Source organism: Pseudomonas sp. CH61, from assembly GCF_059429415.1.
Genome location: NZ_CM182098.1, coordinates 4,758,565 through 4,782,989 on the forward strand (window position 1 = coordinate 4,758,565; position 24,425 = coordinate 4,782,989).

The 24,425-nt window shown below is 59.0% G+C and carries 23 protein-coding genes and 4 tRNA genes; 15 read left to right on the forward strand and 12 right to left on the reverse strand.

Features of this window, described 5'->3' with window-relative positions; genetic code table 11:
* Positions 1 to 20 precede the first annotated feature (20 nt).
* From AC5SEM_RS21270 to AC5SEM_RS21285, 4 genes are all read left to right on the forward strand, one after another.
* Positions 21 to 893, forward strand: coding sequence for an oxygenase MpaB family protein (locus AC5SEM_RS21270; RefSeq protein WP_077574573.1), 873 nt, complete (start codon positions 21 to 23; stop codon positions 891 to 893).
* Positions 894 to 976: 83 nt separating this feature from the next.
* Positions 977 to 1,993: a class I SAM-dependent rRNA methyltransferase gene (locus AC5SEM_RS21275; protein ID WP_495471208.1), complete on the forward strand. Its 1,017-nt coding sequence runs from the start codon at positions 977 to 979 to the stop codon at positions 1,991 to 1,993.
* Positions 1,994 to 2,213: 220 nt separating this feature from the next.
* A complete protein-coding gene (locus AC5SEM_RS21280) occupies positions 2,214 to 5,162 on the forward strand; it encodes a DUF748 domain-containing protein (protein ID WP_495471209.1) in 2,949 nt (982 codons plus the stop codon).
* A complete protein-coding gene (locus AC5SEM_RS21285) occupies positions 5,162 to 5,458 on the forward strand; it encodes a DUF2845 domain-containing protein (RefSeq protein ID WP_495471210.1) in 297 nt (98 codons plus the stop codon). The genes AC5SEM_RS21280 and AC5SEM_RS21285 overlap by 1 nt, the downstream gene beginning before the upstream one ends.
* A gap of 271 nt (positions 5,459 to 5,729) precedes the next feature.
* Here AC5SEM_RS21285 and AC5SEM_RS21290 read toward each other — a convergent pair whose 3' ends face one another.
* Together AC5SEM_RS21290 and AC5SEM_RS21295 are read right to left on the reverse strand one after the other, a co-directional pair.
* On the reverse strand, positions 5,730 to 6,086 hold the full coding sequence (locus AC5SEM_RS21290) for a BON domain-containing protein (protein ID WP_077574577.1): 357 nt from the start codon (positions 6,084 to 6,086) through the stop codon (positions 5,730 to 5,732).
* Positions 6,087 to 6,382: 296 nt separating this feature from the next.
* Positions 6,383 to 6,820 (reverse strand): pilin, encoded by a 438-nt coding sequence (locus AC5SEM_RS21295; RefSeq protein ID WP_212621027.1) that lies wholly within the window; start codon positions 6,818 to 6,820, stop codon positions 6,383 to 6,385.
* 225 nt (positions 6,821 to 7,045) lie between these two features.
* Between AC5SEM_RS21295 and pilB the strand changes: the two genes are divergently transcribed.
* From pilB to yacG, 5 genes are read left to right on the forward strand one after another with little or no spacing between them, the layout of a single operon-like run.
* The gene (pilB, locus tag AC5SEM_RS21300; RefSeq protein WP_495471211.1) at positions 7,046 to 8,746 is read left to right on the forward strand and encodes a type IV-A pilus assembly ATPase PilB; all 1,701 of its coding nucleotides are present in this window, start codon (positions 7,046 to 7,048) and stop codon (positions 8,744 to 8,746) included.
* A 2-nt stretch (positions 8,747 to 8,748) separates the two neighbouring features.
* A complete protein-coding gene (locus AC5SEM_RS21305) occupies positions 8,749 to 9,966 on the forward strand; it encodes a type II secretion system F family protein (protein WP_495471212.1) in 1,218 nt (405 codons plus the stop codon).
* Between the two features lies 1 nt (position 9,967).
* Positions 9,968 to 10,840, forward strand: coding sequence for a prepilin peptidase (locus AC5SEM_RS21310; RefSeq protein WP_495471213.1), 873 nt, complete (start codon positions 9,968 to 9,970; stop codon positions 10,838 to 10,840).
* A complete protein-coding gene (gene coaE, locus AC5SEM_RS21315; RefSeq protein WP_495471214.1) occupies positions 10,837 to 11,460 on the forward strand; it encodes a dephospho-CoA kinase in 624 nt (207 codons plus the stop codon). The genes AC5SEM_RS21310 and coaE overlap by 4 nt, the downstream gene beginning before the upstream one ends.
* Positions 11,457 to 11,657 (forward strand): DNA gyrase inhibitor YacG, encoded by a 201-nt coding sequence (gene yacG / locus AC5SEM_RS21320; RefSeq protein WP_116029790.1) that lies wholly within the window; start codon positions 11,457 to 11,459, stop codon positions 11,655 to 11,657. Before coaE ends, yacG begins: the two co-directional genes overlap by 4 nt.
* Before the next feature lie 6 nt (positions 11,658 to 11,663).
* Here the strand turns inward: yacG and AC5SEM_RS21325 are convergent, their stop codons facing one another.
* Positions 11,664 to 11,879 (reverse strand): hypothetical protein, encoded by a 216-nt coding sequence (locus AC5SEM_RS21325; RefSeq protein WP_007909901.1) that lies wholly within the window; start codon positions 11,877 to 11,879, stop codon positions 11,664 to 11,666.
* 65 nt (positions 11,880 to 11,944) lie between these two features.
* A complete protein-coding gene (locus tag AC5SEM_RS21330; RefSeq protein WP_368969195.1) occupies positions 11,945 to 12,634 on the reverse strand; it encodes an energy-coupling factor ABC transporter permease in 690 nt (229 codons plus the stop codon).
* Between the two features lie 179 nt (positions 12,635 to 12,813).
* Here AC5SEM_RS21330 and AC5SEM_RS21335 point away from each other — a divergent pair, with 179 nt between their 5' ends.
* The 5 genes from AC5SEM_RS21335 to AC5SEM_RS21355 all read left to right on the forward strand — a co-directional run bounded on the left by AC5SEM_RS21335 (position 12,814) and on the right by AC5SEM_RS21355 (position 16,248).
* The gene (locus AC5SEM_RS21335) at positions 12,814 to 13,440 is read left to right on the forward strand and encodes a DUF1780 domain-containing protein (protein ID WP_007909887.1); all 627 of its coding nucleotides are present in this window, start codon (positions 12,814 to 12,816) and stop codon (positions 13,438 to 13,440) included.
* Positions 13,437 to 13,964, forward strand: a complete 528-nt coding sequence (locus tag AC5SEM_RS21340; protein ID WP_495471215.1) for an MOSC domain-containing protein — start codon at positions 13,437 to 13,439, stop codon at positions 13,962 to 13,964. The genes AC5SEM_RS21335 and AC5SEM_RS21340 overlap by 4 nt, the downstream gene beginning before the upstream one ends.
* 51 nt (positions 13,965 to 14,015) lie before the next feature.
* The gene (locus tag AC5SEM_RS21345; RefSeq protein ID WP_007909875.1) at positions 14,016 to 14,189 is read left to right on the forward strand and encodes a DUF3094 domain-containing protein; all 174 of its coding nucleotides are present in this window, start codon (positions 14,016 to 14,018) and stop codon (positions 14,187 to 14,189) included.
* Positions 14,190 to 14,252: 63 nt separating this feature from the next.
* Positions 14,253 to 15,551, forward strand: coding sequence for an NAD(P)/FAD-dependent oxidoreductase (locus AC5SEM_RS21350; RefSeq protein WP_016986237.1), 1,299 nt, complete (start codon positions 14,253 to 14,255; stop codon positions 15,549 to 15,551).
* Between the two features lie 289 nt (positions 15,552 to 15,840).
* Positions 15,841 to 16,248: an HvfA family oxazolone/thioamide-modified RiPP metallophore gene (locus tag AC5SEM_RS21355; protein ID WP_016986236.1), complete on the forward strand. Its 408-nt coding sequence runs from the start codon at positions 15,841 to 15,843 to the stop codon at positions 16,246 to 16,248.
* Positions 16,249 to 16,312: 64 nt separating this feature from the next.
* Here the strand turns inward: AC5SEM_RS21355 and AC5SEM_RS21360 are convergent, their stop codons facing one another.
* The 8 genes from AC5SEM_RS21360 to rluD form a co-directional block, all read right to left on the reverse strand.
* Positions 16,313 to 17,938: a methyl-accepting chemotaxis protein gene (locus AC5SEM_RS21360; RefSeq protein ID WP_495471216.1), complete on the reverse strand. Its 1,626-nt coding sequence runs from the start codon at positions 17,936 to 17,938 to the stop codon at positions 16,313 to 16,315.
* A gap of 164 nt (positions 17,939 to 18,102) precedes the next feature.
* Positions 18,103 to 18,179, reverse strand: a tRNA-Pro gene (locus AC5SEM_RS21365).
* Positions 18,180 to 18,276: 97 nt separating this feature from the next.
* A tRNA-Lys gene (locus AC5SEM_RS21370) sits at positions 18,277 to 18,352 on the reverse strand.
* A gap of 5 nt (positions 18,353 to 18,357) precedes the next feature.
* Positions 18,358 to 18,434 (reverse strand) — tRNA-Pro (locus tag AC5SEM_RS21375).
* A 9-nt stretch (positions 18,435 to 18,443) separates the two neighbouring features.
* Positions 18,444 to 18,519: transfer RNA gene (locus AC5SEM_RS21380), tRNA-Asn, on the reverse strand.
* A gap of 297 nt (positions 18,520 to 18,816) precedes the next feature.
* Positions 18,817 to 21,381, reverse strand: coding sequence for an ATP-dependent chaperone ClpB (gene clpB / locus AC5SEM_RS21385; protein WP_016986222.1), 2,565 nt, complete (start codon positions 21,379 to 21,381; stop codon positions 18,817 to 18,819).
* A 130-nt stretch (positions 21,382 to 21,511) separates the two neighbouring features.
* Complete coding sequence (pgeF, locus tag AC5SEM_RS21390) at positions 21,512 to 22,234, reverse strand: peptidoglycan editing factor PgeF (RefSeq protein WP_495471217.1); 723 nt, start codon at positions 22,232 to 22,234, stop codon at positions 21,512 to 21,514.
* On the reverse strand, positions 22,231 to 23,193 hold the full coding sequence (gene rluD, locus AC5SEM_RS21395; RefSeq protein ID WP_034153865.1) for a 23S rRNA pseudouridine(1911/1915/1917) synthase RluD: 963 nt from the start codon (positions 23,191 to 23,193) through the stop codon (positions 22,231 to 22,233). The genes pgeF and rluD overlap by 4 nt, the downstream gene beginning before the upstream one ends.
* Before the next feature lie 151 nt (positions 23,194 to 23,344).
* Here rluD and AC5SEM_RS21400 point away from each other — a divergent pair, with 151 nt between their 5' ends.
* The gene (locus AC5SEM_RS21400; protein WP_077574589.1) at positions 23,345 to 24,361 is read left to right on the forward strand and encodes an outer membrane protein assembly factor BamD; all 1,017 of its coding nucleotides are present in this window, start codon (positions 23,345 to 23,347) and stop codon (positions 24,359 to 24,361) included.
* Positions 24,362 to 24,425 lie beyond the last annotated feature (64 nt).

The following is a 24,425-nucleotide window of genomic DNA, read 5'->3' on the forward strand; positions in this document are numbered from 1 at the left end:
CCCTTTCGCACTGAGTGGTCATGGAATTCATCCGCAGTCGTATTGAAAACCAACTCATGAGCCTGACCGGGCTGTCCCTCGGCCAACTCGATCTGGAAAACCCCAAGGGCGATCCCGGCCTGTTCGGCCCGGATTCGGTCAGTTGGCAGGTGCACGGCGATTTCAGCAGCATGTTGATCGGCGGCATCAGTGCGCTGTTGCTGCAAGCCTTGCATCCGTTGGCGTTGGCCGGGGTCTGGGATCATTCGAATTTCCGTGAAGACATGCTCGGACGCTTGCGCCGTACCAGTCAGTTTGTTTCCGGCACCACCTTCGGTTCGCGGCGGGATGCCGACTGGCTGATCGAGAAAGTGCGCACCATTCATCTGCAAGTGGTCGGCACTGCGCCGGATGGCCGGCCTTATGCAGCGAGCGATCCGGATTTGCTGACCTGGGTGCACGTGGCCGAAGTCAGTAACTTTCTCGCGGCACATTTGCGTTATCGCAATCCGCAGTTGTCGGGGGCGGATCAGGATCGTTATTACGCGGAAATCGCCGTGATTGCCGAACGCCTCGGTGCGCGGGATGTGCCGAAATCGCGGCAAGCCGTAGCCGATTATCTGCAACGCATGCGCCCGCAGTTGCTGTGCGATGAGCGCAGCCGTGAGGTGTTGCGTCTATTGCTGGCCGCACCGGCGCCGAGTGTTCTGGCCCGGCCGTTTGGCGATCTGATGATGAAGGCTGGCATTGATCTACTGCCGGATTGGGCCAGCGATATGCTTGATGTCCGGCAGAGCTCGCTGCAACGGCAATTGATTCGCGCCAGCGTGAGGCGCAGTGCACCGATGCTGCGCTGGGCGATGCGCAATGGTTCGGTGCAACGCGCCAAACGCCGGATGGGTTTGCTGACCTAAAGCCTGCTCGCGAAGGGTGCAACTCGATTGCCCGCCAAGCTGCTAAACTCCCGCGCCCCCATTCTCTCCAGCAAGGCGCCCGCATGTCTTCCTTGAACCAGGCGCTGCGCGCCGCCCTCGATCAACGCCAGGATCTGCTGGCCGAGCTGCACCGCCAGGGCACCGATTGCTATCGGCTGTTCCACGGCAGCCAGGAAGGCGCTGGCGGCCTGACCATCGACCGCTACGGCCCGCAACTGCTGGTGCAAAGCTTCCACCAGACGCTGGAGCGGGAAGACCTGCTGCAACTGCACGCCATGGTTAATCAGAGCCTGGGGATGGAAACCTTGCTGGTTTACAACGACCGTTCCCGTGGCAACTCGCGCATCGACCGGGAAGACAGCGTCTACAAAGCTGAAGACGCGGCACTGGCCGATCTGGTCGGCCACGAATGGGGCCTCAACTACCGGGTGCGCGGACGCCATGCTGGACAGGATCCGCTGCTGTTCCTCGACCTGCGCAACACCCGTGGCTGGGTCAAGGATCACGCCCAAGGCAAATCCGTGCTCAACCTATTCGCCTACACCTGCGGCGTTGGCCTCAGTGCGGCCGCAGGTGGCGCGCGCGAAGTGTGCAACCTGGATTTCGCCGAGGGTAATCTGGCGGTCGGTCGCGAAAACGGTCTGCTCAATCCGCAGTTGCCCGAGATGCAGTTCATTCAGTCCGATTACTTTCCGGCGATCCGGCAACTCGCCGGTCTGCCGATCAGTCAGCGCCGTGGACAGAAACTGCCGAGCTACCAGCGCCTCGATCAGCGCCAATATGATCTGGTCCTGCTCGACCCGCCCGCCTGGGCCAAGAGCGCATTCGGCACCGTCGACCTGCTGCGCGACTATCAGAGCCTGCTCAAACCGGCCCTGCTCACCACTGCCGACAACGGCGTGCTGATCTGCTGCAACAACCTGGCGAAAGTCAGCATGGACGACTGGCGCGAGCAGGTCCTGCGCTGCGCCGAAAAGGCCGGGCGGCCTGTGCGCGAGTGGAGCGTGATGACCCCAGGCGCCGACTTCCCGTCCATGGACCAGCAACCGCCGCTGAAAACCCTGATCCTGCAGCTCTGAATCGCTCGCACGGCTGACAACTGTCCAATGTGGGAGCGAGCCTGCTCGCGAAAGCGGTGTATCAGCCAACAGATAGAGTGACTGATAGAATGCCTTCGCGAGCAGGCTCGCTCCCACATGGAAAGCGTTCCTACAGAAGAATCTGAACAATCCTGCTCCATGCGAGGTACTTCGGAACCAGAATCGCGTGCCATACTCCAAGGCACTCCGATTCAGACAGATGAAGCCGCACATGCCCAAAGGATTGATTCGCGCAATTGGCGCCTTGTTGACTGCTCTGGCCCTCTACAGCCTGCTGGGGTTTCTGATTTTGCCGGGCATCGCCCTGCGTGTGGCCAATCAACAACTGGCCAATTACGCGACAGTGCCTGCGCATATCCAGCGTATCGAGCTCAACCCGTTCAGCCTTGAAGTCACCCTGTGGGGGCTGGTCATTGGCGAGCCGGGCAAGGAGCAGATCGGTTTCGATCGCCTGTACGCCGACCTGCAAATCGACAGCCTGTGGACCAAAGCCCTGCATCTGGCCAACATCGAGCTGGACAAGCCGAAAACCGAAATCCTTTTCGCCAAAGACGGCAAACTCAACCTGCTCGGCCTGTTCAATGTGCCGGCCAGTGAGCCGACACCAGCCGATCCGAACGCCAAGCCCTTCCCGCTGCGCATCGACAACATCAAACTGGCCGGCGGCGTCGTGCACTTTGAAGACGTGCGCCCGAGCGAGCCCATCGAGTTTCTCTACGATGACCTCAGCTTCGAACTGAAAAACCTCAGCACCCTGCCCGAAGACAGCGCCGACATGACCCTGGTCGCCATCGGCCCCGCTGGCGGCCGGATCGACTGGAGTGGCAATTTCAGCCTGATCCCGTTCACCTCCGAAGGCACTCTGAAAGTCACCGACGGCAAGATGAAAGCCTTCTGGCCCTACGTGCGAGACTCAGTGCCGCTGGTCCTCGAAGACGGTGTGATCAGCCTCAGCAGCGAATACAAACTCAATCTGTCGAAAGAAACCGAACTGCAGTTGAACAACGTGGCGGTGAGCATCGCGCCGTTCGCCATCAAGGCTCCGGACGGGCGGCCACTGGCGAAACTCGAACGTCTCGACGTCAGCGAAACCTCGGTGGACCTGGCCAAGCAGCAAGTGGTGGTCGGCAAGATCCGCAGCAACAAACTGGAAACCTGGGCGGCGCTCGAAGCCGACGGCCAACTGGACTGGCAGAAACTGTTCGCCAGCCAACCGTCAAAACCGGCCGCCAAAGCCGCCGCAGAACCGGCCAATACACCGGCCGCTGCCGACTCACCGAAAACACCGCCCGCGCCGAGCAAACCATGGCAGGTGCTGCTCAAAGACGTGCAATTACGTAACTACACCGTGCATCTGGCCGACCGCTCGGCCCAACCGGCCGTTGCCCTGGATATCACCCCGCTGAACGTCGACCTGCAGGATTTCGACAGCCTCAACGGTTCGCCCTTCAAGCTCAAGCTCGACAGCGGCGTGGGCAAGCAAGGCAAGATCACCGCAGACGGCACGGTCAATCTCGCCCCGGTCAATGCCCAGCTCAACGTGAAAACCCAGGACATCGACCTGCGTGTCGCGCAGTCCTACATCAACCCGTTCATTCGCCTGGAACTGCGCAGCGGCATGCTCGCCAGTGACCTGAAGGTCAATCTCAAGAGCACCGAACCGCTTGCGCTCAGCGTGACCGGACGGGCGCAGATCGATCAACTGCACACCCTCGACACCCTGAAAACCCGCGACTTCCTCAAGTGGCAGCAAGTGGTGGTCGAGGGCCTGAATTATCAACATGGCGACAGTCTGTCGATCGACAAGGTCAACCTGTTTCAGCCGTATGTGCGGTTCATGATCAACGACGATCGCACCACCAACATCGACGACCTGCTGATCCCGCAACCGGCCGACAGTGGCGCGAAAACCACGGCAGCCAAACCGGCCAGCAACGAAAAACCGCTGGGCATTCACATCGGTGGCATCGCCATCAATGATGGCTCGGCCAACTTCGCCGACTTCAGCCTGACGCCGAACTTCGCCACCGCGGTGCAGCAACTCAACGGCCAGATCGGCACCATCGACAGCCGTCAGGCGAAACCGGCCAGCGTCGATATCAAAGGCAAGGTCGACCGCTATGCGCCGGTGACCATCAAGGGCGCGGTCAATCCGTTCGATCCGATGGCCAGCCTCGACATTGCCACCAGTTTCAAACGCGTCGAACTGACCACGCTGACGCCCTACTCCGGCAAATTCGCCGGCTACCGTATCCGCAAGGGTCGACTCAACCTTGACCTGCATTACCTGATCACCAAGGGCCAGCTCAAAGCCGAAAACAAAGTGGTGGTCGAGCAATTGCAGCTCGGCGAGAAGGTCGACAGCCCGGATGCCGTGAGCCTGCCGCTGAAACTGGCGATTGCCCTGCTCAAGGACGTCGACGGCAAGATCTCCATCGAGTTGCCGGTGACCGGTGATTTGAACAACCCGCAATTCAGCGTAATGCCGATTGTCTGGCAGACCCTGCGCAACCTGATCGTCAAAGCCGCTGCCGCGCCATTCAAGATGATTGGCGGCCTGATCAGTGGTGGCAGTTCGCAAGACCTTGGCACCGTGTCGTTTGCTCCGGGTTCAAGCGAGTTGAGCAAGGATGCCGAAGCGGCGCTGATCAAACTGTCTCAGGCACTGAAGGAGCGTCCGGCACTGCGTCTGGAGATCGAAGGCACGGCCGCCAAAAGCAGTGACGGCCCGTTGCTCGCCGAGCAGCGTCTGGAACGTGAATACCAGTACAACTACTACAAGATGCTCCAGCGTCGTGGCGATAAAGTCCCGGCTCAGGCGTCGCTGCTGCAAGTGCCAGAGGGCGAGAAAGGTCCACTGCTCGAAGGCATCTACCGTACCCGTCTGAAGACCCAGCCTCCGGCGGAATGGAAGGATCTGGGCAAGGAAGAACGCACAGCGAAGATGCGCGAAGGCGTGATCCAGTTCTGGAGTGGCAGCGATGTGTTGCTGCGTCAGTTGGGTCAGGATCGTGCCAGCAGCATCAAGGATTATCTGGTCGATAAAGGCCAACTGGCGGACGACCGCGTGTACTTCATCGACGCCAATCTCGGTGAAGCCGAGAGCGATGGCCGCGTGGTCACGCAAATGCACCTGGATGCCGAGTGATGAAACTGCAGTGGCTGGCCTTGCTCGCAATGACGTTCGCGGCCAGTCACGCCTCGGCGTCCGATACGCTGCGCTGCGGCAGCCAGTTGATCAGCCTTGGCGACCGCTCCAGCGAAGTCCTGCAAAAGTGCGGTGAGCCGGTCAGCCGCGATGTGCTCGGTTACAAGCGCAGCGCCGATCGCCGCGAGGAGTTTCAGGTCGAGGAATGGACCTACGGCCCGAGCAACGGCATGTATCAATACTTGCGCTTCGAAGGCAATCGCCTGCGGCAGATCAACAGCAAGCGCGGTAACTAAACCAACACCGATTCCCCCTGTAGGAGTGAGCCTGCTCGCGATAGCGGTCTGTCAGCTAATCAAATTGCTGACTGACACACCGCTATCGCGAGCAGGCTCACTCCTACATTTGTTTTGTGTTGCCCCTGAAATAGAACAGGCCCCGACACAAGTGGCGGGGCCTGTAATGGTCACATCCGTGTGACCGTTCGCATGAACTCTAAAGTTGCGGCAGACGTATTGCTCGGCCCGTCTGTCGCGTCTTCTCCCGGTCCAGGCGAGAAGTCATGCCTTACTCGGCTTTCAGGCCGTCAGCGGAGACCGCTTTAACGCCTTTGATTTTCTTGGTGATGTTCACTGCGGTGGTTTTCTGAGCCTCGGTCACTGCAACAGTGGAGGACAGGGAAACCACGCCTTTGTTGGTTTCTACTTTGATGTCGGTGCCCGGAATGCCTTTTTCGGTGACCAGATCGCTTTTGACTTTGGTGGTGATCCAAGTGTCGGAAGTAGCTTCTTTCGCCTTGGTGACTTCACCGGCAGCCAGAGTCATTGGAGCCTGGGTAGCCTGAGTGGATTGTGCGAATGCACCGGAAGCCATGGTCAGGGTCAGCGCGGTAGCAGCAGCGGCAGTGATAGCGAACTTCTTCATACGAGTAACTCCTGTTTTTCTGGAAAGTCTGCTGGTTGTCTTGTCAGCAGGGTTACCAAGGTAGTTGCGAACGCTGTGCCAACTTTTACAACTGGTTAATTTCATTAAAAAACAATGACTTATGAAAATCGCTGATTTTCGGATTCATGCAAAATGCATGACTTGAGCAATATTCACATGCAAGTTGCGGCTTTTTGGAAAGTTCATAAGCTGCTGAAATTATTGAGACTTTTATTTTCACCGCATGAAGAAAAATGCCCTGCGTGGCAGGGCATTTGGTCATCACACGCTAGCAATCACGTACCGCTGGCGGTACAGCCTTTTGGCGAATAATCCGGGTGAACAGTAGTGGCACAGGTCCACAAACCAGAGGTATTACCGGTAGCAGCACCCGCACGAGTGAGCGTGATGGTTTTGCCCAGTACGGGTCCCGGAGCATTGAGCAGTGTGCAGCTGATGCTGCCCGCCCCCGTCGCCGCTGTACCTGTAACCGCCACCGTACAGTTGGAGGTGGTGGTTGTACCGCCGTTCACAGCGGCTATATCCGGAGCGGTACCTTGGTTGATGGTGTCCTCGAACGGCACTTTCATCGCACTGATCTCCGCCAGCCCCGCCGTCACCTTCGACCGCGCCTGATACTTGGAATACTGTGGCAGGGCGATGGTCGCCAGAATCCCGATGATCGCCACCACGATCAGCAGCTCGATCAGAGTAAAACCTTGTTGTTTTTTCATAGACACGCTCCATGCATGAGTCGAAATCTCATGATCTGCAAGGGACGCAGCATAGGCCATGCCAACGCCTCCAAGCCCCGCCCGTTGGCCGCGAACCCTCTACAACGCTATTTCCTACAACGCGCAACCGCACTATCTGACACTTTTTGTCACCTGCACCCGCCGTGTTTGGCGCTGTCACTTGACTAGGCTATAAGTCATGAACTGCAAGTGTGCGGAATCCCCATGAATGACATCGCTCTGAGCGGTCTGGCCAAGCAATTGGTGCAGGCCGAACTGCTGACAGAAAAGAGTGCCCAGCAAGCCTGGCAACAGGCCCAGCGTAATCGTTTGTCGCTGGTCAGCTATCTGGTGCAGAACAAACTGATAAAAAGCTGGCAGGTGGCCGAGGTCGCCAGCGAGCATTTCGGCATGGCGTTCCTCGATCTCAATTGCCTTGACAAGGAAACCCAGCCCAAAGGCCTGGTCAGCGAAAAACTCGTACGCCAGCACCATGCCCTGCCTTTGTGGCGACGCGGCAACAAACTGTTCGTGGGGATTTCTGACCCGAGCAATCATCAAGCGATCAACGACATTCAGTTCAGCACCGGACTGAGCACCGAAGCCATTCTGGTCGAGGACGACAAGCTCAGCGATGCCATCGAGAAGTTCTTCGACACCCACACCAGTGGCCTGGAGGACATGGCCGATGTCGATCTCGACGGGGTCGATGTCGAGTCCATCGACGACAACAAGCAAGACGCTATCGGCGGACTCGATGCCGACGATGCGCCGGTGGTGCGTTTCGTTCACAAGATGCTGCTCGACGCGATCAAAAGCGGCTCATCCGACTTGCACTTCGAACCTTACGAGAAGAACTACCGGGTACGGGTGCGCACCGACGGCATCCTGCGCGAGGTGGCCAAGCCACCGATTCAACTGGCCGGGCGCATCGCCGCACGCCTGAAAGTCATGGCCAGCCTCGATATTTCGGAACGGCGCAAACCGCAGGACGGGCGGATCAAGATGCGCCTGTCGAAAAGCAAGTCGATCGATTTTCGGGTCAACACCCTGCCGACGTTGTGGGGCGAAAAAGTGGTGATCCGAATTCTCGACCCGTCCAGCGCGCAGATCGGCATTGACGCGCTCGGCTACGAGCCGGTGCAGAAAGACCTGTACATGGCCGCGCTCAAGCAGCCACAAGGGATGATTCTGGTCACCGGCCCCACCGGTTCGGGTAAAACCGTGTCGCTCTACACCGGCCTGAATATCCTCAACACCGTCGACATCAACATCTCCACCGCCGAAGACCCGGTGGAAATCAACATGGAAGGCATCAACCAGGTCAACGTCAATCCCAAGCAAGGGCTCGACTTTGCCCAAGCACTGCGCTCGTTTCTACGCCAGGACCCGGACGTGATCATGGTCGGCGAGATCCGCGACCTGGAAACCGCCGAGATCGCGATCAAGGCTGCGCAGACCGGTCACCTGGTGCTCTCGACCCTGCACACCAACAGTGCCGCGGAAACCCTGACGCGCCTGCACAACATGGGCATTCCCGGCTTCAACATTGCCACCTCGGTCAGCCTGATCATCGCTCAGCGTCTGGCGCGCAAGCTCTGCAGCCACTGCAAGAAAGCCATCGAGATCCCGCGTGAAACCTTGATCAAAGAAGGCTTCCCCGAGGAACGCATCGGCCATTTCACGATCTACGAGCCGGTCGGTTGCGATCACTGCAACGGCGGTTACAAGGGACGCGTGGGGATTTATGAAGTGGTGAAAAACACACCGGAGCTGCAACGCTTGATCATGGCCGAAGGCAACTCGCTGGAAATCGACAGCCAAATGCGCCGCGACGGCTTCGACGACCTGCGCACCTCCGGGCTGCACAAGGCCATGCAAGGCATCACCAGCCTTGAAGAAATCAACCGGGTCACCAAGGACTGAACATGGCGGTCAAGGCAGCGAAAATCAGTATTTATGCCTGGGAAGGTACGGACAGGAAAGGCAGTAAAGTCACCGGTGAACTAAGTGGACAGAACCCTGCACTGATCAAGGCACAACTGCGTAAACAGGGGATCAATCCCGGCAAGGTGCGCAAGAAGTCCGCCTCGTTGCTGAGCTTTGGCAAACGCATCAAGGCTCAGGACATCGCTCTGTTCACCCGGCAGATGGCGACCATGATGAAGGCCGGCGTGCCGCTGCTGCAGTCGTTCGACATCATTGGCGAAGGCTTTGAAAACCCGGCCATGCGCAAGCTGGTGGACGAGGTCAAACAGGAGGTCGCGGCCGGTAACAGCTTCGCCACAGCCCTGCGCAAGAAGCCGCAGTATTTCGACGAGCTGTATTGCAATCTGGTCGACGCCGGCGAACAGTCCGGCGCGCTGGACACCTTGCTCGAACGTGTCGCGACTTATAAGGAAAAAAGCGAACGGCTCAAGGCCAAGATCAAGAAAGCCATGACTTACCCCTCCGCCGTGGTGCTGGTGGCGGCAGTCGTGACCGGGATCCTGCTGGTGAAAGTGGTGCCGCAGTTTCAGTCGGTTTTTTCCGGTTTCGGCGCTGAGCTGCCGGCCTTCACCCTGATGATCATCAGCCTCTCGGAATTCATGCAGCAATGGTGGTGGGCGATGCTCGGCGCGCTGGTCGCGGCGATTTTCGGCACCCGTCACGCACTGAAAACCTCCCAGGCGCTACGTGATCGCAAAGACACCGGGCTGTTGAAACTGCCCTTGGTCGGCACGCTGATGTACAAGTCAGCGGTAGCCCGCTTCGCTCGAACCCTGTCGACCACGTTTGCTGCCGGTGTGCCATTGGTGGAAGCGCTCGACTCGGTGGCCGGCGCTACCGGCAACGTGGTGTTCAAGCGTGCCGTGCTGCGCATTCGCCAGGACGTCTCGACCGGCATGCAGCTGAATTTTTCGATGCGCAGCACCGGGGTCTTTCCCAACATGGCCGTGCAGATGACCGCGATCGGCGAAGAGTCCGGCGCGCTGGACGAGATGCTCGACAAGGTCGCGGGGTTTTACGAAGAGGAAGTGGATAACATGGTCGACAACCTCACCAGCCTCATGGAGCCGTTCATCATGGTCGTGCTGGGGGTGATCGTCGGCGGGCTGGTGGTGGCCATGTACCTGCCGATCTTCCAACTCGGCTCAGCGATCTGACATGCCTATCGACGAACTGTTTGCCGTGTATCCGCGGGCCTTTGTTTTCACTGCCCTGCTGCTGGGTCTGGTGGTCGGCAGCTTTCTCAACGTGCTGATCTGGCGTCTGCCGAAAATGCTCGAACGCGATTGGCGCCAGCAGGCCCAAGACGTGCTCGGATTGCCCGGCGAAACGCCACTGCCTACCTACAACCTGATGCTGCCGCACTCCGAATGCCCACATTGTGCCCATCGGATTCGCCCGTGGGAGAACGTTCCCCTGCTCAGTTATCTGTGGCTGCGCGGGCGTTGTTCCGCGTGTGCTGCGCCCATCAGCAAACGTTATCCGCTGACCGAGCTGGCCTGTGGGTTGCTCTCGGCCTTCATCGCCTGGCATTTCGGTTTCGGTTGGCCGGCGTGCCTGCTGATCTTTCTCACCTGGGGTTTGCTGGCGATGAGCCTGATCGACACCGCGCATCAGTTGCTGCCCGATGTGCTGGTGCTGCCGTTGTTGTGGCTGGGGTTGATCGTCAACAGCTTCGGCCTGTTCGTGCCGTTGCACGATGCGCTGTGGGGCGCGGTGGCCGGTTACCTGGCGCTGTGGTCAGTGTTCTGGCTGTTCAAATTGCTGACCGGCAAGGACGGCATCGGTCACGGTGATTTCAAACTGTTGGCGCTGCTCGGCGCCTGGGGCGGCTGGCAGATTCTGCCGCTGACCATTCTGCTGTCATCACTGGTCGGCGCCATTATCGGGGTGATTTTGCTGCGCCTGCGCGAGCAGAAAAGCTCGACGCCAATCCCCTTCGGCCCTTATCTGGCAATTGCCGGCTGGATTGCCTTGCTCTGGGGTGGTCAAATAACCGACTTCTATTGGCAGTTTGTCGGTTTGAAATGAATACCCCTGTGGAAAAACCCTGGATTCTCGGCCTCACCGGCGGCATCGGCAGCGGCAAAAGCGCGGCGGCCCAGCACTTCATTGATCTGGGTGTCCACGTGGTGGATGCCGATCACGCGGCGCGCTGGGTGGTAGAGCCGGGGCGCCCGGCGCTGGCGCAGATTGCCGAACATTTCGGCACTGGTGTTTTGCAGGCCGATGGCACACTGGATCGCGCGGCCCTGCGCAAACTGATTTTCGAAGTGCCGGAGCAACGCCGCTGGCTCGAAGCCCTGCTGCATCCGTTGATCGCCGAGGAAATCGCCCATCATCTGGCGCTGGCAAAATCGCCTTACGCGATTCTGGTGTCGCCGCTGTTGATCGAATCCGGGCAATACGCAATGACCCAGCGCATCCTGGTGATCGACGCCCCGCAACAACTGCAGATCGAACGCACCTTGCAGCGTGACCAGACCAGCGAGCAGCAGGTTCAGGCGATCCTCAAGGCTCAGTCGAGCCGCGAAGACCGTGTGAGCCGTGCCGACGACGTGGTGGTCAATGACCGCGACCTCGCCTGGTTGCACAGCGAAGTCGAGCGCCTGCATCACTTTTACCTGACTTTATCCGGAGGCCAAGCATGAGCCAGATCCCCACCGTTGAATGCCCGACCTGCGGCGCCCCCGTGGAATTCACCCCCGAAAACAAGTTTCGGCCGTTCTGCTCCGATCGCTGCAAACTGATCGACCTCGGCGCCTGGGCATCGGAAGAACACAAGATTCCGCTCGCACCGGACGCCGAAGATGAACTGTTTTCCGGCGATTTCGATCCACGCCACTGATCCCGATCAGGGCCGCATAAAGCCGTAGTCCTGATCGTCGTCGAGGTTTTCCGCGAGAAAACGCAATTCGTCGGCCAGGTCTTCGGCGTTGCGTACGGCCTTGCTCTGCTGCACCACCGCACTGAGCAAGGCGCGCAAACTCAACCCCGGGTCAAAGCCCACCTCCTGCGCCATGTCCAGACTCTGCCGGGTTTCCTGCCTTGCCCACTCGTAAACGCTCATGCCGCTGCTCCTGAAGGGATTTGCGCGAGCATGAAATTTCCCGCGCGTGGCGGATTTGATATGAATCAAGACTTGGGGTCGTCGTCCTTCCACGGCGCCGAAAGGTAGCGCGTGCGATTGAACGTCTCCAGCCATTCCGGGCTGAATACCACCAGCGCACTGATGATCATGCCGTTGATGAACGCCTCGGGAAACAGCAGCAGCCACAGATAACCGACGAAATCTTCCAGCCACTCCGGCATGGCAAAGAGACCGTCGTACCACAGCAGGGTGAGGCTCAGGATCAGGCACAACAACGCTGAAAGCGCGGCGGCAAAAAAACCCGAGCAGAAGATATAAACAAACGGATTACGTGGCTGTGCGCGCTCGACGAGGATCGCCACGCATTCGGTGATCAACACCGGTAACAGAATCAGCAGCGAACCATTGACCCCGATGGCCAGCAGATCCTGTCGGCCCAGTAGTACCAGACCGATCTGCGCGACCAGCCCACCGACAATCGCCAGCGGCCAGTCCAGCAGCAATGTCACCGCGGTCATGCCGATGAAGTGATAAGACACGCCCGTGTCGAAATCCCTGCGCACCAGCCACAACAGAAACAAGGCGAACACGGTGCCAAACAACAGATGCTGACGGCGGCTGTCACTGAACAACTCGACCCACGGCGCACGCACAATCGCCCAGAGCAGCACTGGCACATAAATCAGCCAGCCGAGCGTCAGGCTCGCGGTGGAAAGCAGTTCAGCTCCAATCATTCCCTCACCCTCCATCGACATTCAGCTGTAGGAGCTGCCGAAGGCTGCGATCTTTTGATTTTTTATTTAACAGCAAGATCAAAAGATCGCAGCCTTCGGCAGCTCCTACAAGGGCAAGGTGAACGGACGGTTCAAGCAAAGCTTTCTGCTTGTCGCATTTGAACGCTAAGCTTGGGCCTATGGATGACTCAGATTATTTACGCCTGCTGACCATCGCGGCCGAGCAGGCCAACGCCTTTCTGTCCAATGCCCGCAAATGGGAGCGTGAGCGTTGGGTTTGCCAGCGCCTGCTGCAAGGCCTGAACATTCCCTACCGCGCCGACGAATTCGCACCAGCCGGCGAGCCGCCGGACGTGCTGTTTCGCGATGCCAATTTCGAGGTGTTCTTCGTTCTCGACGAGGGGCGTCGGCTCAACGACGAATGGCGCGATGAATTGCAGCGCCGACGCAGCGCCTTTTCCCTCAGCCAACTGGTGCGCCGCGAAGCCAAGCCGAAACGCATTCCTGCCAATGAATTCCTGCTGCGACTGGCGCCGACCTTGCGCAAGAAGGCGCACAACTACAAAGAACGTGGCATGGATCTGGGCGAACTGGACATCATCGCCTTCGCCAGCCTTAAACGTGAAGTACTGGACTTGAACAGCCATTTTCCGCCACCTACCGAATATCTGCGTCAGGGTTGGCGCTCGCTTTCTCTGGTCGGCCCGACCTTCGCCCGTGTGCTGTTCGCCCATCCGGACGCACCGGACTTTCTGCGTAGCAACCTCGGTCGCAGCATTGTTTTTGATGTGGGAATCAGCCTGTGACACCACTTCAGCAATTGATCGCCGATGTGCCGCAGAGTGGGCGTGTACGCTGGATCGGCGTGCGCCCCGAGTCGCGCGGGCCGATGATCGAACTCGATGCCGTGGAGGCGCGCCTGGAAGCAGGACTGACCGGCGATCACGCCCGCCCCGGTGTGCGTAACGCGCGGCAGGTGACGCTGATTCAGTGGGAACATCTGCCGGTGATCAACGCCTTGATGGGGCGCCCCGATGATCAACCTGTCAGGCCTGAAGATCTGCGGCGTAATCTCGTTATCAGCGGTATCAATTTGTTTAGCCTCAAGGGTCGGCGCTTTCGCATCGGTCAGGCAATATTCGAAACCACGGGCTGGTGTCAGCCCTGCGCACGGCTGCAGAACAACCTCGGCCCCGGCACCTTTCAAGCGGTGCGCGGGCATGGCGGAATTACCGCGCGGGTGTTACAAAGCGGGATCATTCGCCTTGAAGATAGCGTGAGCGTCGAACCGGTTCCGGACAGCGGCTATGCTGCGTTCAACCCCGGATAAAAACCGCTGTAGCTTCTGCCCATTCAGCAACGTCTACCTGACGAGGCAAATATGACCAGCCGCCTGAACCCCGAAGACCAGAAACATGTCGAAGAGTACCTGCAACTGTCCCAACACCGAGTCGAGCGCCGGCCTTTCCGGCCGTGGATGCTCCTGGTGCTGGTGCTGGCAGTGACCATTGGCCTGGGCCTGTTGAGCCGATTTATCAGTTACCTGACGCTATGAGCTGCCTCGCGCTCGCTTGGGTAACCGCACCGATTTCCTTTAAAAACCTTGCGAGTTATCCCTATGTCCCATCGTATTGTTATTGTCGGCGGCGGCGCCGGCGGTCTGGAGTTGGCTACCCGTCTGGGTAAGACTCTGGGCAAGCGCGGCACGGCCAGCGTGATGCTGGTCGACGCCAACCTGACACACATCTGGAAGCCGCTGTTGCACGAAGTGGCCGCCGGATCGCTGAACTCTTCCGAAGACGAACTCAACTATGTTGCCCAGGCGAAATGGAACCACTTCGAGTTCCAGCTGGGGCGCATGAGCGGGCTCGATCGCGCGCAGAAGAAAATCCAGCTGGCGGCGACCTACGACGAAAACGGCGTAGAACTGGTGCCTGCACGTGAAGTGCAATACGACTCGCTGGTGATCAGCGTCGGCAGCACCACCAATGATTTCGGCACTCAGGGCGCGGCGCAGCACTGCCTGTTCCTCGACACGCGCAAACAGGCCGAGCGTTTCCACCAGCAACTGTTGAATCACTATCTGCGTGCGCACGCCGGGCAAACCGATGTGGTCGAGCAGATCAGCGTCGCGATCGTCGGCGCTGGCGCCACGGGTGTTGAACTGGCGGCAGAATTGCACAACGCCGCCCATGAACTGGCGGCCTACGGTCTGGACCGGATCAAACCGGAAAACATGCACATCACCCTGATCGAAGCCGGCCCACGGGTGTTGCCAGCCCTGCCGGAGCGCATCAGCGGGCCAGTGCACAAGACCCTGGAAAAGCTCGGGGTCAATGTGATGACCAATGCGTCAGTCAGCGAAGTGACCGCCGACAGCCTGATCACCGCCGACGGCAACGAGATCAAGGCCAGCCTGAAAGTCTGGGCTGCCGGTATTCGCGCACCGGGTTTCCTCAAGGACATCGACGGCCTGGAAACCAACCGCATCAATCAACTGCAAGTGTTGCCGACCCTGCAAACCACGCGCGATGAAAACATCTTCGCCTTCGGCGATTGCGCCGCGTGCCCGCAACCGGGCACCGATCGCAACGTGCCGCCACGGGCGCAAGCCGCTCACCAACAGGCGTCGCTGCTGGCCAAATCGCTGAAATTGCGCATCGAAGGCAAGACGCTGCCGGAGTACAAGTACACCGACTACGGCTCGCTGATCTCGCTGTCGCGTTTTTCGGCTGTGGGTAACTTGATGGGCAACCTGACCGGCAGCGTGATGCTCGAAGGCTGGCTGGCGCGGATGTTTTACGTGTCGCTGTATCGCATGCACCAGATGGCGCTGTACGGGCCGTTCCGCACGGCGATGCTGATGCTGGGCAGCAAGATTGGCCGAGGCACCGAGCCGCGTCTGAAATTGCATTAAAAAACCTGTGGGAGCGAGCCTGCTCGCGAATGCGTTCTGTCATTCAATGTTAATGCGACTGACCCGACGCTTTCGCGAGCAGGCTCGCTCCCACAATGTTTTGTGTTGATCGAAAGATCTGTTTCTTACTGTATCCCCGCCCCGCTTTTCCCTCCTTCGCTTACAAACTCCCCTGCTGCGCGACACAGTCGCGATACACCGCCACCGCTTAATGGCCACACCCGAGCAACACCTGCTCAGGCAAGCGTCCTTAATGTGTGGTTGCGCAGTGCAGCCCAGGAGAATGTAAATGTCCCGTACTTCGACCCTCGGTAAAAAATCCATTGGCCTGATCGGCGCCGCGCTGGCGGGCGGCCTGATGCTGTCCGGTTCGGTGTTTGCCGCTCAACCACTGGCGCAGGGGTACATGGTCGCCTCGGCAGAAACCTCGGTGAAAGCGCCGGAAGGCAAATGCGGTGAAGGTAAATGTGGCGATGCTTCGATGGCCAAGACTGATAGCGATGGTGACGGCAAGGTTTCCCGCGCCGAATTTCTGAAAGTCGCGCCGAAGTCCGACTTCGACAAGATCGACACCAACCATGACGGTTTCATCGACGAGCAGGAGGCCTACAACAACGTGAAGGCCAACTTTGAAGCCAACGGCAAGAAGATGCCAAAAGGCTTGTTCGAGCACCTGAAAGATCAAGACGGCGCTTGATCGGCAGTAAAAAAACAAGCCGCGCTTCTCCTGAGAGAAACGCGGCTTTTTCATGCCTGCGGTTTTACAACTGGAAGCGCCGCACCATACCCTGCAAGGCGTTGGCCAGTTGCGACAGCTCATGGCTGGAGGCGCTGGTCTGGTTAGCGCCAGCGGCAGAACGTACCGACAAATCACGAATGTTCACCAGGTTACGATCCACTTCCCGCGCGACTTGCGCTTGTTCTTCCGCAGCGCTGGCAATGACCAGATTGCGCTCATGGATCTCATGCACCGACGCGGTAATGGTTTGCAGTGCCTCACCGGCACGCTCAGCCAACGCCAGCGTGGTGGTCGCCCGCGCGGTACTGGCCTGCATCGAATCCAGCGCCAGGCTCGAACCGCTGCGCATGCCCTGGACCATCTGCTCGATCTCCTGCGTCGATTGCTGCGTACGATAAGCCAAAGCCCTTACTTCATCGGCCACTACGGCAAACCCTCGCCCGCTCTCGCCGGCGCGAGCCGCTTCGATTGCTGCGTTGAGCGCCAGCAGGTTGGTCTGCTCGGCAATCGCCCGAATCACGTCCAGCACTTTGCCAATGTCTTGCGACTGGTTGGCCAGTGAGTGCACCAACTCACCGGTCTGTTGCACATCGCTGGCCAGGGCATTGATGGCGGTGGCGGTCTCACTGACGCGCACTTGGCCCAAGTGTGCCGACTCGCTGGACTGGCGAGTCGCGTCAGACGTCGACACCGCATTGCGTGCGACCTCTTCCACTGCGGCCGTCATCTGGTTGACTGCAGTCGCAGCTTGTTCAATTTCGTTGTTCTGCTGCTGCAGCCCCTGTGTGCTGTCGAGTGTCACCGCATTGAGTTCATCGGCAGCGGTCGCCAGTTGTGTGGCCGAACCGCTGATGCCTTGCAGCGTCTCACGCAGGTTCTGCTGCATGGTCGCCAAGGCTTTAAGCAAACGACTGACTTCATCGTTGCCATGGGTTTCGATCGGTCGGGTCAGATCACCCTGCGCGACACTTTCTGCTGCACTCACGGCGCTGCTCAGCGGGCGAACGATACTGCGCGTGAGCATCATCGCCAGTGCTACGGTGGCCAGCGCGGCCAAGGCAATGAACAAGCTGACAATCGTGCGCGAGTTTTCGTAGTGCGCAGCGGACTTCTGACTTTCAGCCGCGACCTGTTTGGCGAACAGGTCCGCCAGGTCGTTGAGTTGCTTTCCGGAGCCATCGACGACGGTTTTCATGTCGACCAGCAACAATTTGGTCAGCTCATCACGCTTGCCTTGCTCGGCGAGGGCGAAGGATTGGGCGATGCCACTGCGATACGCGGCGAAGGTCTTTTTGAACTGGTCGTATAGCTGCTGGCCTTCCGGGGTGTTGACCAGTTTGTCGTAAGCGGCGATTTTCTCGCTCAGCTCCTTGTCGCGGGTGTCCATCTGGCTGCGGTAGGTGGCGATATTGTTCGTGTCCTGATCCAGCGCCATGCGCAACGAGATGGTGCGGATACGCAGCATGATCTCGCGAATCTCGTCGCCGCCACGAATACTCGGCAGCCACTGGTTTTCTACCGCGACCTCGCTGTCGCGAATACTCGACATCTGCCCGAGCGCAAACACGCCGAGCAAAGCCACCAACACCGCGATCAGGGCGAACCCCAGGGCCGCCCGGGGAGCAATATTCAACTGACGAAGCAACATGAGGAACGCCCTTATTCTTGTATTGGCCAGATTCAAGGGGCGAAGCCATGGCAGTCCCCTCGTGTTAGCGGGCTATCGGCAGGTTGTATGATGACTTGAAGGGGAAATGAGTTTTTGTCGGACAAAAAAAATCCCCGTATCTTTCGATACGAGGATTTTTAGTATGGTCGGGGTAAGGGGATTCGAACTCCTGACATCCTGCTCCCAAAGCAGGCGCGCTACCGGACTGCGCTATACCCCGGTAAAAAAAAGGCGACCTTTCAAAGATCGCCTTCTTCGATCAGCGCTTTTGGCCTCTGATCTTAAGATTCGATCCCAGCGTTAACTGGTTTCAAAAATGGTGGGTCGTGTGGGATTCGAACCTACGACCAATTGGTTAAAAGCCAACTGCTCTACCAACTGAGCTAACGACCCAAAAATGGTCGGGGTAAGGGGATTCGAACTCCTGACATCCTGCTCCCAAAGCAGGCGCGCTACCGGACTGCGCTATACCCCGGCTTGAAATTGGCTCCGTGACCAGGACTCGAACCTGGGACCCAATGATTAACAGTCATTTGCTCTACCGACTGAGCTATCACGGAACTACATATTTCAATTTACAACGGTGAAACTTGTTGCATCCAGTCACTCGTTCGCATCGCTGCGTTCGTGTGTCTGAGGCGCGCTATTCTACAACCTAGAACACCTCTGTCAACCCCCTAAATTGCTTTCAAGTTAATGATTTGCAACTTATTTCAGATTTCAGCTCAGTGAGCTGAGACCGTCTTGGCGACTGACTGCGGGGCGCACTTTACAAGCCTTTTCCTTTGAGTTCAACAGCCTAACGAAAAAAAAGGCCCTACGATGTAGGGCCTCCCAATTTTCATTGGCACTTGGACTCAGTTGAAAACGATTTCGTCGTTCTCGACAGCGCCGGTTGCCGTGTCGCCTGGCATGAAGTGCCCCGAAAGGATCAACTGCGCCAACGGGTTTTCGATCCAGCGCTGAATCGCCCGTTTCAAAGGACGTGCGCCATACACCGGGTCGTAACCAACGGCGATCAACTTGTCCATCGCCTCCGGGCTGAGTTCCAGCTTCAGCTCGCGCTCGGCCAGACGACTGCGCAGACGGCCCAACTGGATCTCGGTAATGCCCGCGATCTGATCCCGTGCCAAAGGCTCGAAGATCACCACTTCGTCGACCCGGTTGATGAACTCCGGACGGAAGTGCGACGTCAGCGCATCCATCACCGCAGCACGCTGTGCCTCACGATCACCGACCAGCTCCTGAATCTGCACAGAGCCGAGGTTCGAGGTCATGACGATCACGGTATTGCGGAAATCCACCGTGCGGCCATGGCTGTCGGTCAGGCGACCATCCTCAAGCACTTGCAGCAAGATGTTGAACACATCCGGGTGCGCCTTCTCGACTTCGTCCAGCAGGATCACCGAGTACGGCTTGCGACGCACAGCCTCGGTCAGGTAACCGCCCTCTTCGTAACCGACGTATCCCGGTGGCGCACCGATCAGACGCGCCACGGAATGTTTCTCCATGAACTCGGACATGTCGATCCGCACCATCGCCTCTTCAGTATCAAAGAGGAATTCGGCCAACGCCTTGCACAGCTCGGTTTTACCGACACCGGTAGGACCGAGGAACATGAACGAGCCGCTTGGACGATTCGGGTCAGACAACCCGGCTCGCGAACGCCGTACTGCGTTAGCGACGGCGACCACCGCTTCTTCCTGACCGATCACCCGTTTGTGCAACAGGCTTTCCATCTTCATCAGCTTGTCGCGCTCGCCTTCGAGCATTTTCGACACCGGAATGCCGGTCCACTTCGATACGACTTCGGCGATCTCTTCTTCAGTCACCTTGCTACGCAGCAGCTGGTTTTCGCTCTTGCCGTGCTGATCGACCATTTGCAGGCTGCGCTCCAGATCCGGGATCACCCCGTACTGCAATTCAGCCATGCGATTGAGGTCGCCTTTACGGCGCGCGGCTTCCAGTTCCTGACGCGACTGCTCGATCTTCTGCTGAATCTGTGCAGAACCCTGCACCTCGGCTTTTTCCGAGTTCCAGATTTCTTCCAGATCCGAGTACTCACGTTCGAGACGGACGATTTCTTCCTGGAGTTTTTCCAGACGTTTCATCGCCGCTTCATCGCTTTCTTTCTTCAGCGCCTGAGATTCCACCTTCAACTGAATCAGGCGACGTTCCAGACGATCAAGCACTTCCGGCTTGGAGTCGATCTCCATGCGGATGCGGCTGGCAGCCTCGTCGATCAGGTCGATGGCCTTGTCCGGTAACTGCCGGTCAGTGATGTAGCGATGGCTGAGCTTGGCCGCGGCGATGATCGCGCCGTCGGTGATCGCCACCTTGTGGTGAACCTCGTAGCGCTCTTTGAGGCCACGCAGGATGGCAATGGTGTCTTCTTCGCTCGGCTCATCCACCAGGACTTTCTGGAAGCGTCGCTCGAGCGCCGCGTCCTTCTCTATATATTGGCGGTACTCGTTGAGCGTGGTCGCGCCAACGCAGTGCAACTCGCCGCGCGCCAGTGCTGGCTTGAGCATGTTGCCGGCATCCATCGAGCCTTCGCCTTTACCGGCGCCGACCATGGTGTGCAGTTCGTCGATGAACAGAATGATCTGCCCTTCCTGCTTCGACAGCTCATTGAGCAGCGATTTCAGGCGCTCTTCGAACTCACCGCGATACTTGGCACCGGCAATCAGCGCGCCCATGTCCAGCGAGAGCAGACGCTTGCCTTTGAGGCCGTCCGGCACTTCGCCGTTGATGATGCGCTGGGCCAGACCTTCGGCGATGGCGGTTTTACCCACGCCAGGTTCGCCGATCAGCACCGGGTTGTTCTTGGTGCGGCGTTGCAGAACCTGAATGGTGCGACGAATTTCGTCATCACGACCGATCACCGGATCGAGCTTGCCGTCTTCGGCGCGCTTGGTCAGGTCGACGGTGTATTTATCCAGCGCCTGGCGCGACTCTTCGTGGTTGGCGTCATTTACCGCTTCGCCGCCACGCAGATTGTTGATCGCGTTTTCCAGGGCTTTCTTGCTTACGCCCTGGCCGAGCAGCAATTTGCCGAGCTTGCTGTTCTCGTCCATCGCCGCGAGTAGCACCAGTTCGCTGGAGATGAACTGGTCGCCCTTCTGCTGGGCCAGACGATCGGCTTGGTTAAGCAGGCGCGCCAGATCCTGCGACATGTTGACGTCGCCGGTCGGGTTCTGGATTTTCGGTAATTGGTCGAGCTCCTTGGTCAGCTCTTTGCGCAAGCTGTTGACGTCGAAGCCCACCTGCATCAGCAGAGGTTTGATCGAACCACCCTGCTGTTCGAGCATGGCTTGCATCAAGTGCGCCGGCTCAATCGCCGGATGATCGTGGCCGACTGCCAACGACTGGGCGTCGGACAAGGCCAACTGTAATTTGCTGGTTAAACGGTCTATTCGCATAAGTCACCTTCCTTTTGAGCAGGCCGGACCTAAAAACCATCCTGAATAAAGAAACCTGCCAGATACCCCTATAGATGCGGTCGATTCTGGGAGATTCAAGCGTCAGAGAGTTGATTCAGGTCAGGCAAGTCTAGCGGGTAAGCCAGATAAGAGAGGCAAAGCGACCGGTGCGCGAAGCACGGCGATAGGAGAAGAAGCGCGGATCGGTCACGGTGCAGAAACCGCCGCCATAAACCGCTGTGACACCACGTTCAGCCAGACGCAGGCGCGCCAGCATATAGATGTCCGCCATGAACTTGCCGGCATTGATGCTTGGTACAAAGGCTTCGGCTGCTTCCGGCAGTTGATTGATGAAGACTTCCCGCACTTCCGGGCCGACTTCAAAGGCTTGCGGACCGATGGCCGGGCCAAGCCAGACCAGCACTTCTGCGGCCGGAACATCAAGACTGTCGAGAGTTGCCTCAAGCACGCCCGCCGCCAGACCACGCCAACCGGCATGGGCGGCCGCGACACGCGTGCCGGCACGATCGCAGAACAATGCCGGCAGGCAATCCGCCGTCATCGCCGTGCAGGCAATTCCGGGCGTTGCCGTCCAGCTGGCATCAGCGGTCGCAACAATGCCCGGATCAGCATGAGCCACGGTAATCCCGTGTACTTGCTGCAACCAGGCAGGCTGTATAGAGAAGTGTTCGGTCAGGCGCCGACGGTTCTCGGCAACAGCCTCAGGACGATCATCGACATGATCGCCCAGATTGAGGCTGTCGAACGGCGCCTCGCTGACACCGCCCTCGCGGGTGGTGACGCAGGCTTTGACGCTGGCCGGCGCGGGCCAGTCCGGCGTCAGCCAGTTCATCCGATGAAGGCCTCGCGATCCTGCTTGAGCAAGGTCAGCAGCCAGACGAAATCTTCCGGCAGCGGCGATTCCCAGCTCATGCGCTCACCGGTCGTCGGATGATCCAGCTCCAGGAAGCGCGCGTGCAGTGCCTGACGCGGGAAGTGCTTGAGGGACTCGACCATCGTCGGGTTCGCGGCTGGCGGAATGCGGAAACGACCGCCGTACGCTGGATCGCCGACCAACGGGAAGTTGATGTGCGACATGTGTACGCGGATCTGGTGAGTACGACCGGTTTCCAGTTTCACCCGTACGTGGGTGTGCGAGCGGAAGCGCTCCAGCACGCGGTAGTGGCTGACGGCAGGCTTGCCGCCTTCCATCACCGCCATGCGCTGGCGCTGCTGGCCGTGGCGACCGATCGGGGCGTTGATCTTGCCCCCGGCGGTCACGACACCGATCACGATGCACTCATAGATGCGGCTGACGCTACGACTCTGCAACTGAGTAACCAGTTTGGTCTGCGCCTGAATGGTCTTGGCCACCACCATCAGACCGGTGGTGTCCTTGTCCAGACGATGCACAATGCCGGCGCGCGGGACATTGATGATGTCCGGCACGTGGTGCAGCAAGGCGTTGAGCAGGGTGCCATCGGCGTGACCGGCAGCCGGGTGCACCACCAGGCCCGCAGGCTTGTTGATCACCAGAATGTCGTCGTCTTCATAGACGATGTCGAGTTCGATGTCCTGGGCGATCCACTCGCCCTGGGCTTCCTGCTCGGCGGTCAGCTCAAGGATGGCACCGCCGTGCACGATGTCGCGCGGGCGGATGACCGCCCCGTCCACAGTCAGGCGACCTTCTTTGATCCAGGCGGAAAGGCGCGAGCGAGAGTGCTCAGCGAAGAGTTGGGCAGCGACTTGATCGAGGCGTTGGCCGCCCAATTCGGACGGCACCTCTGCGCGAAGTTCAATTTTATCGGACATGCTCTGACTGTGCGTCGGCACAGCTTTTGGTTTCGGCTGCGCGCTTGTGGTTAAATACGGCGTCTTTTGCCCCGAGGCTTTTCAACGGGGCGCTCATCATAACAGGACGGCCCCGCCCAAGACAGCGGCCGTCATAGGGACGCAAGCCGCCATGCAAGTGAAACACCTGCTGCTGATCGCCATCCTCGCATTGACCGCTGCTTGCTCATCGAAGGAAGTCGTAGACGAAAACCTCAGCGAAGCCGAGCTGTATCAGCAGGCTCAGACTGACCTGGACAACAACAGCTACACCAGCGCCACAGCCAAGCTGAAGGCTCTGGAGTCGCGTTATCCGTTCGGTCGCTACGCCGATCAGGCGCAGCTGGAGCTGATCTACGCCAACTATAAGAACGCCGAGCCGGAAGCTGCAAAGTCTGCCGCCGAGCGTTTCATTCGTTTGCATCCGCAGCACCCGAACGTGGATTACGCGTACTACCTCAAAGGTCTGACCTCGTTCGACCAGGACGTCGGACTGCTGGCGCGCTTCCTGCCGCTGGACATGACCAAGCGTGACCCGGGCGCCGCGCGCGACTCGTACAACGAGTTCGCCCAGCTGACCAGCCGCTACCCGAACAGCCGCTACGCGCCGGACGCCAAGCAGCGCATGATCTACCTGCGCAACCTGCTGGCGGCCTACGAAATTCACGTGGCCGACTACTACCTGACCCGTCAGGCTTATGTAGCCGCAGCCAACCGTGGTCGTTACGTCGTAGAAAACTTCCAGGAAACCCCATCGGTCGGTGACGGCCTGGCGGTGATGACTGAAGCCTACCAGCGTCTGCACCTGGACGAATTGGCCAACACCAGCCTGGAAACCCTGAAGCTCAACTACCCGAACCACCCAAGCCTGCAGGACGGTCAGTTCGTGCCACGGGTTGCCGAAGCCGACAACCGCTCGTTCCTGAGCAAGGCGACTTTGGGCCTGATCGAGTCGCGTCCACCGCTGCCGCCGGGCGAAACCCGCGCCAACCAGGACGTGCAGAAGCAGTTCCAGGACGCGAAAGACGCGATCCCGAACGAGCTCAAGCCTAAAGACGAAAACGGTGACGTGATCGAAGAGCCAGAGCCTGAGTCGAGCAACACCGACCGCTCGTGGTTCAGCTACATGACTTTCGGCGTGTTCGACTGATCACACCGGATGTACAGAAAAGGGAGATCTGCGGATCTCCCTTTTTTATTGCCGCGCATTAATA

Bases quoted from the DNA above. Each gene is read 5' to 3' on its own strand.
- AC5SEM_RS21295 (WP_212621027.1), bottom strand. From the start codon at position 6,820: ATGAAAAAACAACAAGGTTTTACTCTGATCGAGCTGCTGATCGTGGTG.
- yacG (WP_116029790.1), top strand. From the start codon at position 11,457: ATGAGCCAGATCCCCACCGTTGAATGCCCGACCTGCGGCGCCCCCGTG.
- pilB (WP_495471211.1), top strand. From the start codon at position 7,046: ATGAATGACATCGCTCTGAGCGGTCTGGCCAAGCAATTGGTGCAGGCC.
- AC5SEM_RS21275 (WP_495471208.1), top strand. From the start codon at position 977: ATGTCTTCCTTGAACCAGGCGCTGCGCGCCGCCCTCGATCAACGCCAG.
- AC5SEM_RS21355 (WP_016986236.1), top strand. From the start codon at position 15,841: ATGTCCCGTACTTCGACCCTCGGTAAAAAATCCATTGGCCTGATCGGC.
- pgeF (WP_495471217.1), bottom strand. From the start codon at position 22,234: ATGAACTGGCTGACGCCGGACTGGCCCGCGCCGGCCAGCGTCAAAGCC.
- AC5SEM_RS21335 (WP_007909887.1), top strand. From the start codon at position 12,814: ATGGATGACTCAGATTATTTACGCCTGCTGACCATCGCGGCCGAGCAG.
- AC5SEM_RS21400 (WP_077574589.1), top strand. From the start codon at position 23,345: ATGCAAGTGAAACACCTGCTGCTGATCGCCATCCTCGCATTGACCGCT.
- AC5SEM_RS21305 (WP_495471212.1), top strand. From the start codon at position 8,749: ATGGCGGTCAAGGCAGCGAAAATCAGTATTTATGCCTGGGAAGGTACG.
- AC5SEM_RS21350 (WP_016986237.1), top strand. From the start codon at position 14,253: ATGTCCCATCGTATTGTTATTGTCGGCGGCGGCGCCGGCGGTCTGGAG.
- coaE (WP_495471214.1), top strand. From the start codon at position 10,837: ATGAATACCCCTGTGGAAAAACCCTGGATTCTCGGCCTCACCGGCGGC.
- AC5SEM_RS21280 (WP_495471209.1), top strand. From the start codon at position 2,214: ATGAAGCCGCACATGCCCAAAGGATTGATTCGCGCAATTGGCGCCTTG.
- AC5SEM_RS21325 (WP_007909901.1), bottom strand. From the start codon at position 11,879: ATGAGCGTTTACGAGTGGGCAAGGCAGGAAACCCGGCAGAGTCTGGAC.
- AC5SEM_RS21290 (WP_077574577.1), bottom strand. From the start codon at position 6,086: ATGAAGAAGTTCGCTATCACTGCCGCTGCTGCTACCGCGCTGACCCTG.
- rluD (WP_034153865.1), bottom strand. From the start codon at position 23,193: ATGTCCGATAAAATTGAACTTCGCGCAGAGGTGCCGTCCGAATTGGGC.
- AC5SEM_RS21310 (WP_495471213.1), top strand. From the start codon at position 9,968: ATGCCTATCGACGAACTGTTTGCCGTGTATCCGCGGGCCTTTGTTTTC.
- AC5SEM_RS21285 (WP_495471210.1), top strand. From the start codon at position 5,162: ATGAAACTGCAGTGGCTGGCCTTGCTCGCAATGACGTTCGCGGCCAGT.
- clpB (WP_016986222.1), bottom strand. From the start codon at position 21,381: ATGCGAATAGACCGTTTAACCAGCAAATTACAGTTGGCCTTGTCCGAC.
- AC5SEM_RS21360 (WP_495471216.1), bottom strand. From the start codon at position 17,938: ATGTTGCTTCGTCAGTTGAATATTGCTCCCCGGGCGGCCCTGGGGTTC.
- AC5SEM_RS21330 (WP_368969195.1), bottom strand. From the start codon at position 12,634: ATGATTGGAGCTGAACTGCTTTCCACCGCGAGCCTGACGCTCGGCTGG.
- AC5SEM_RS21270 (WP_077574573.1), top strand. From the start codon at position 21: ATGGAATTCATCCGCAGTCGTATTGAAAACCAACTCATGAGCCTGACC.
- AC5SEM_RS21345 (WP_007909875.1), top strand. From the start codon at position 14,016: ATGACCAGCCGCCTGAACCCCGAAGACCAGAAACATGTCGAAGAGTAC.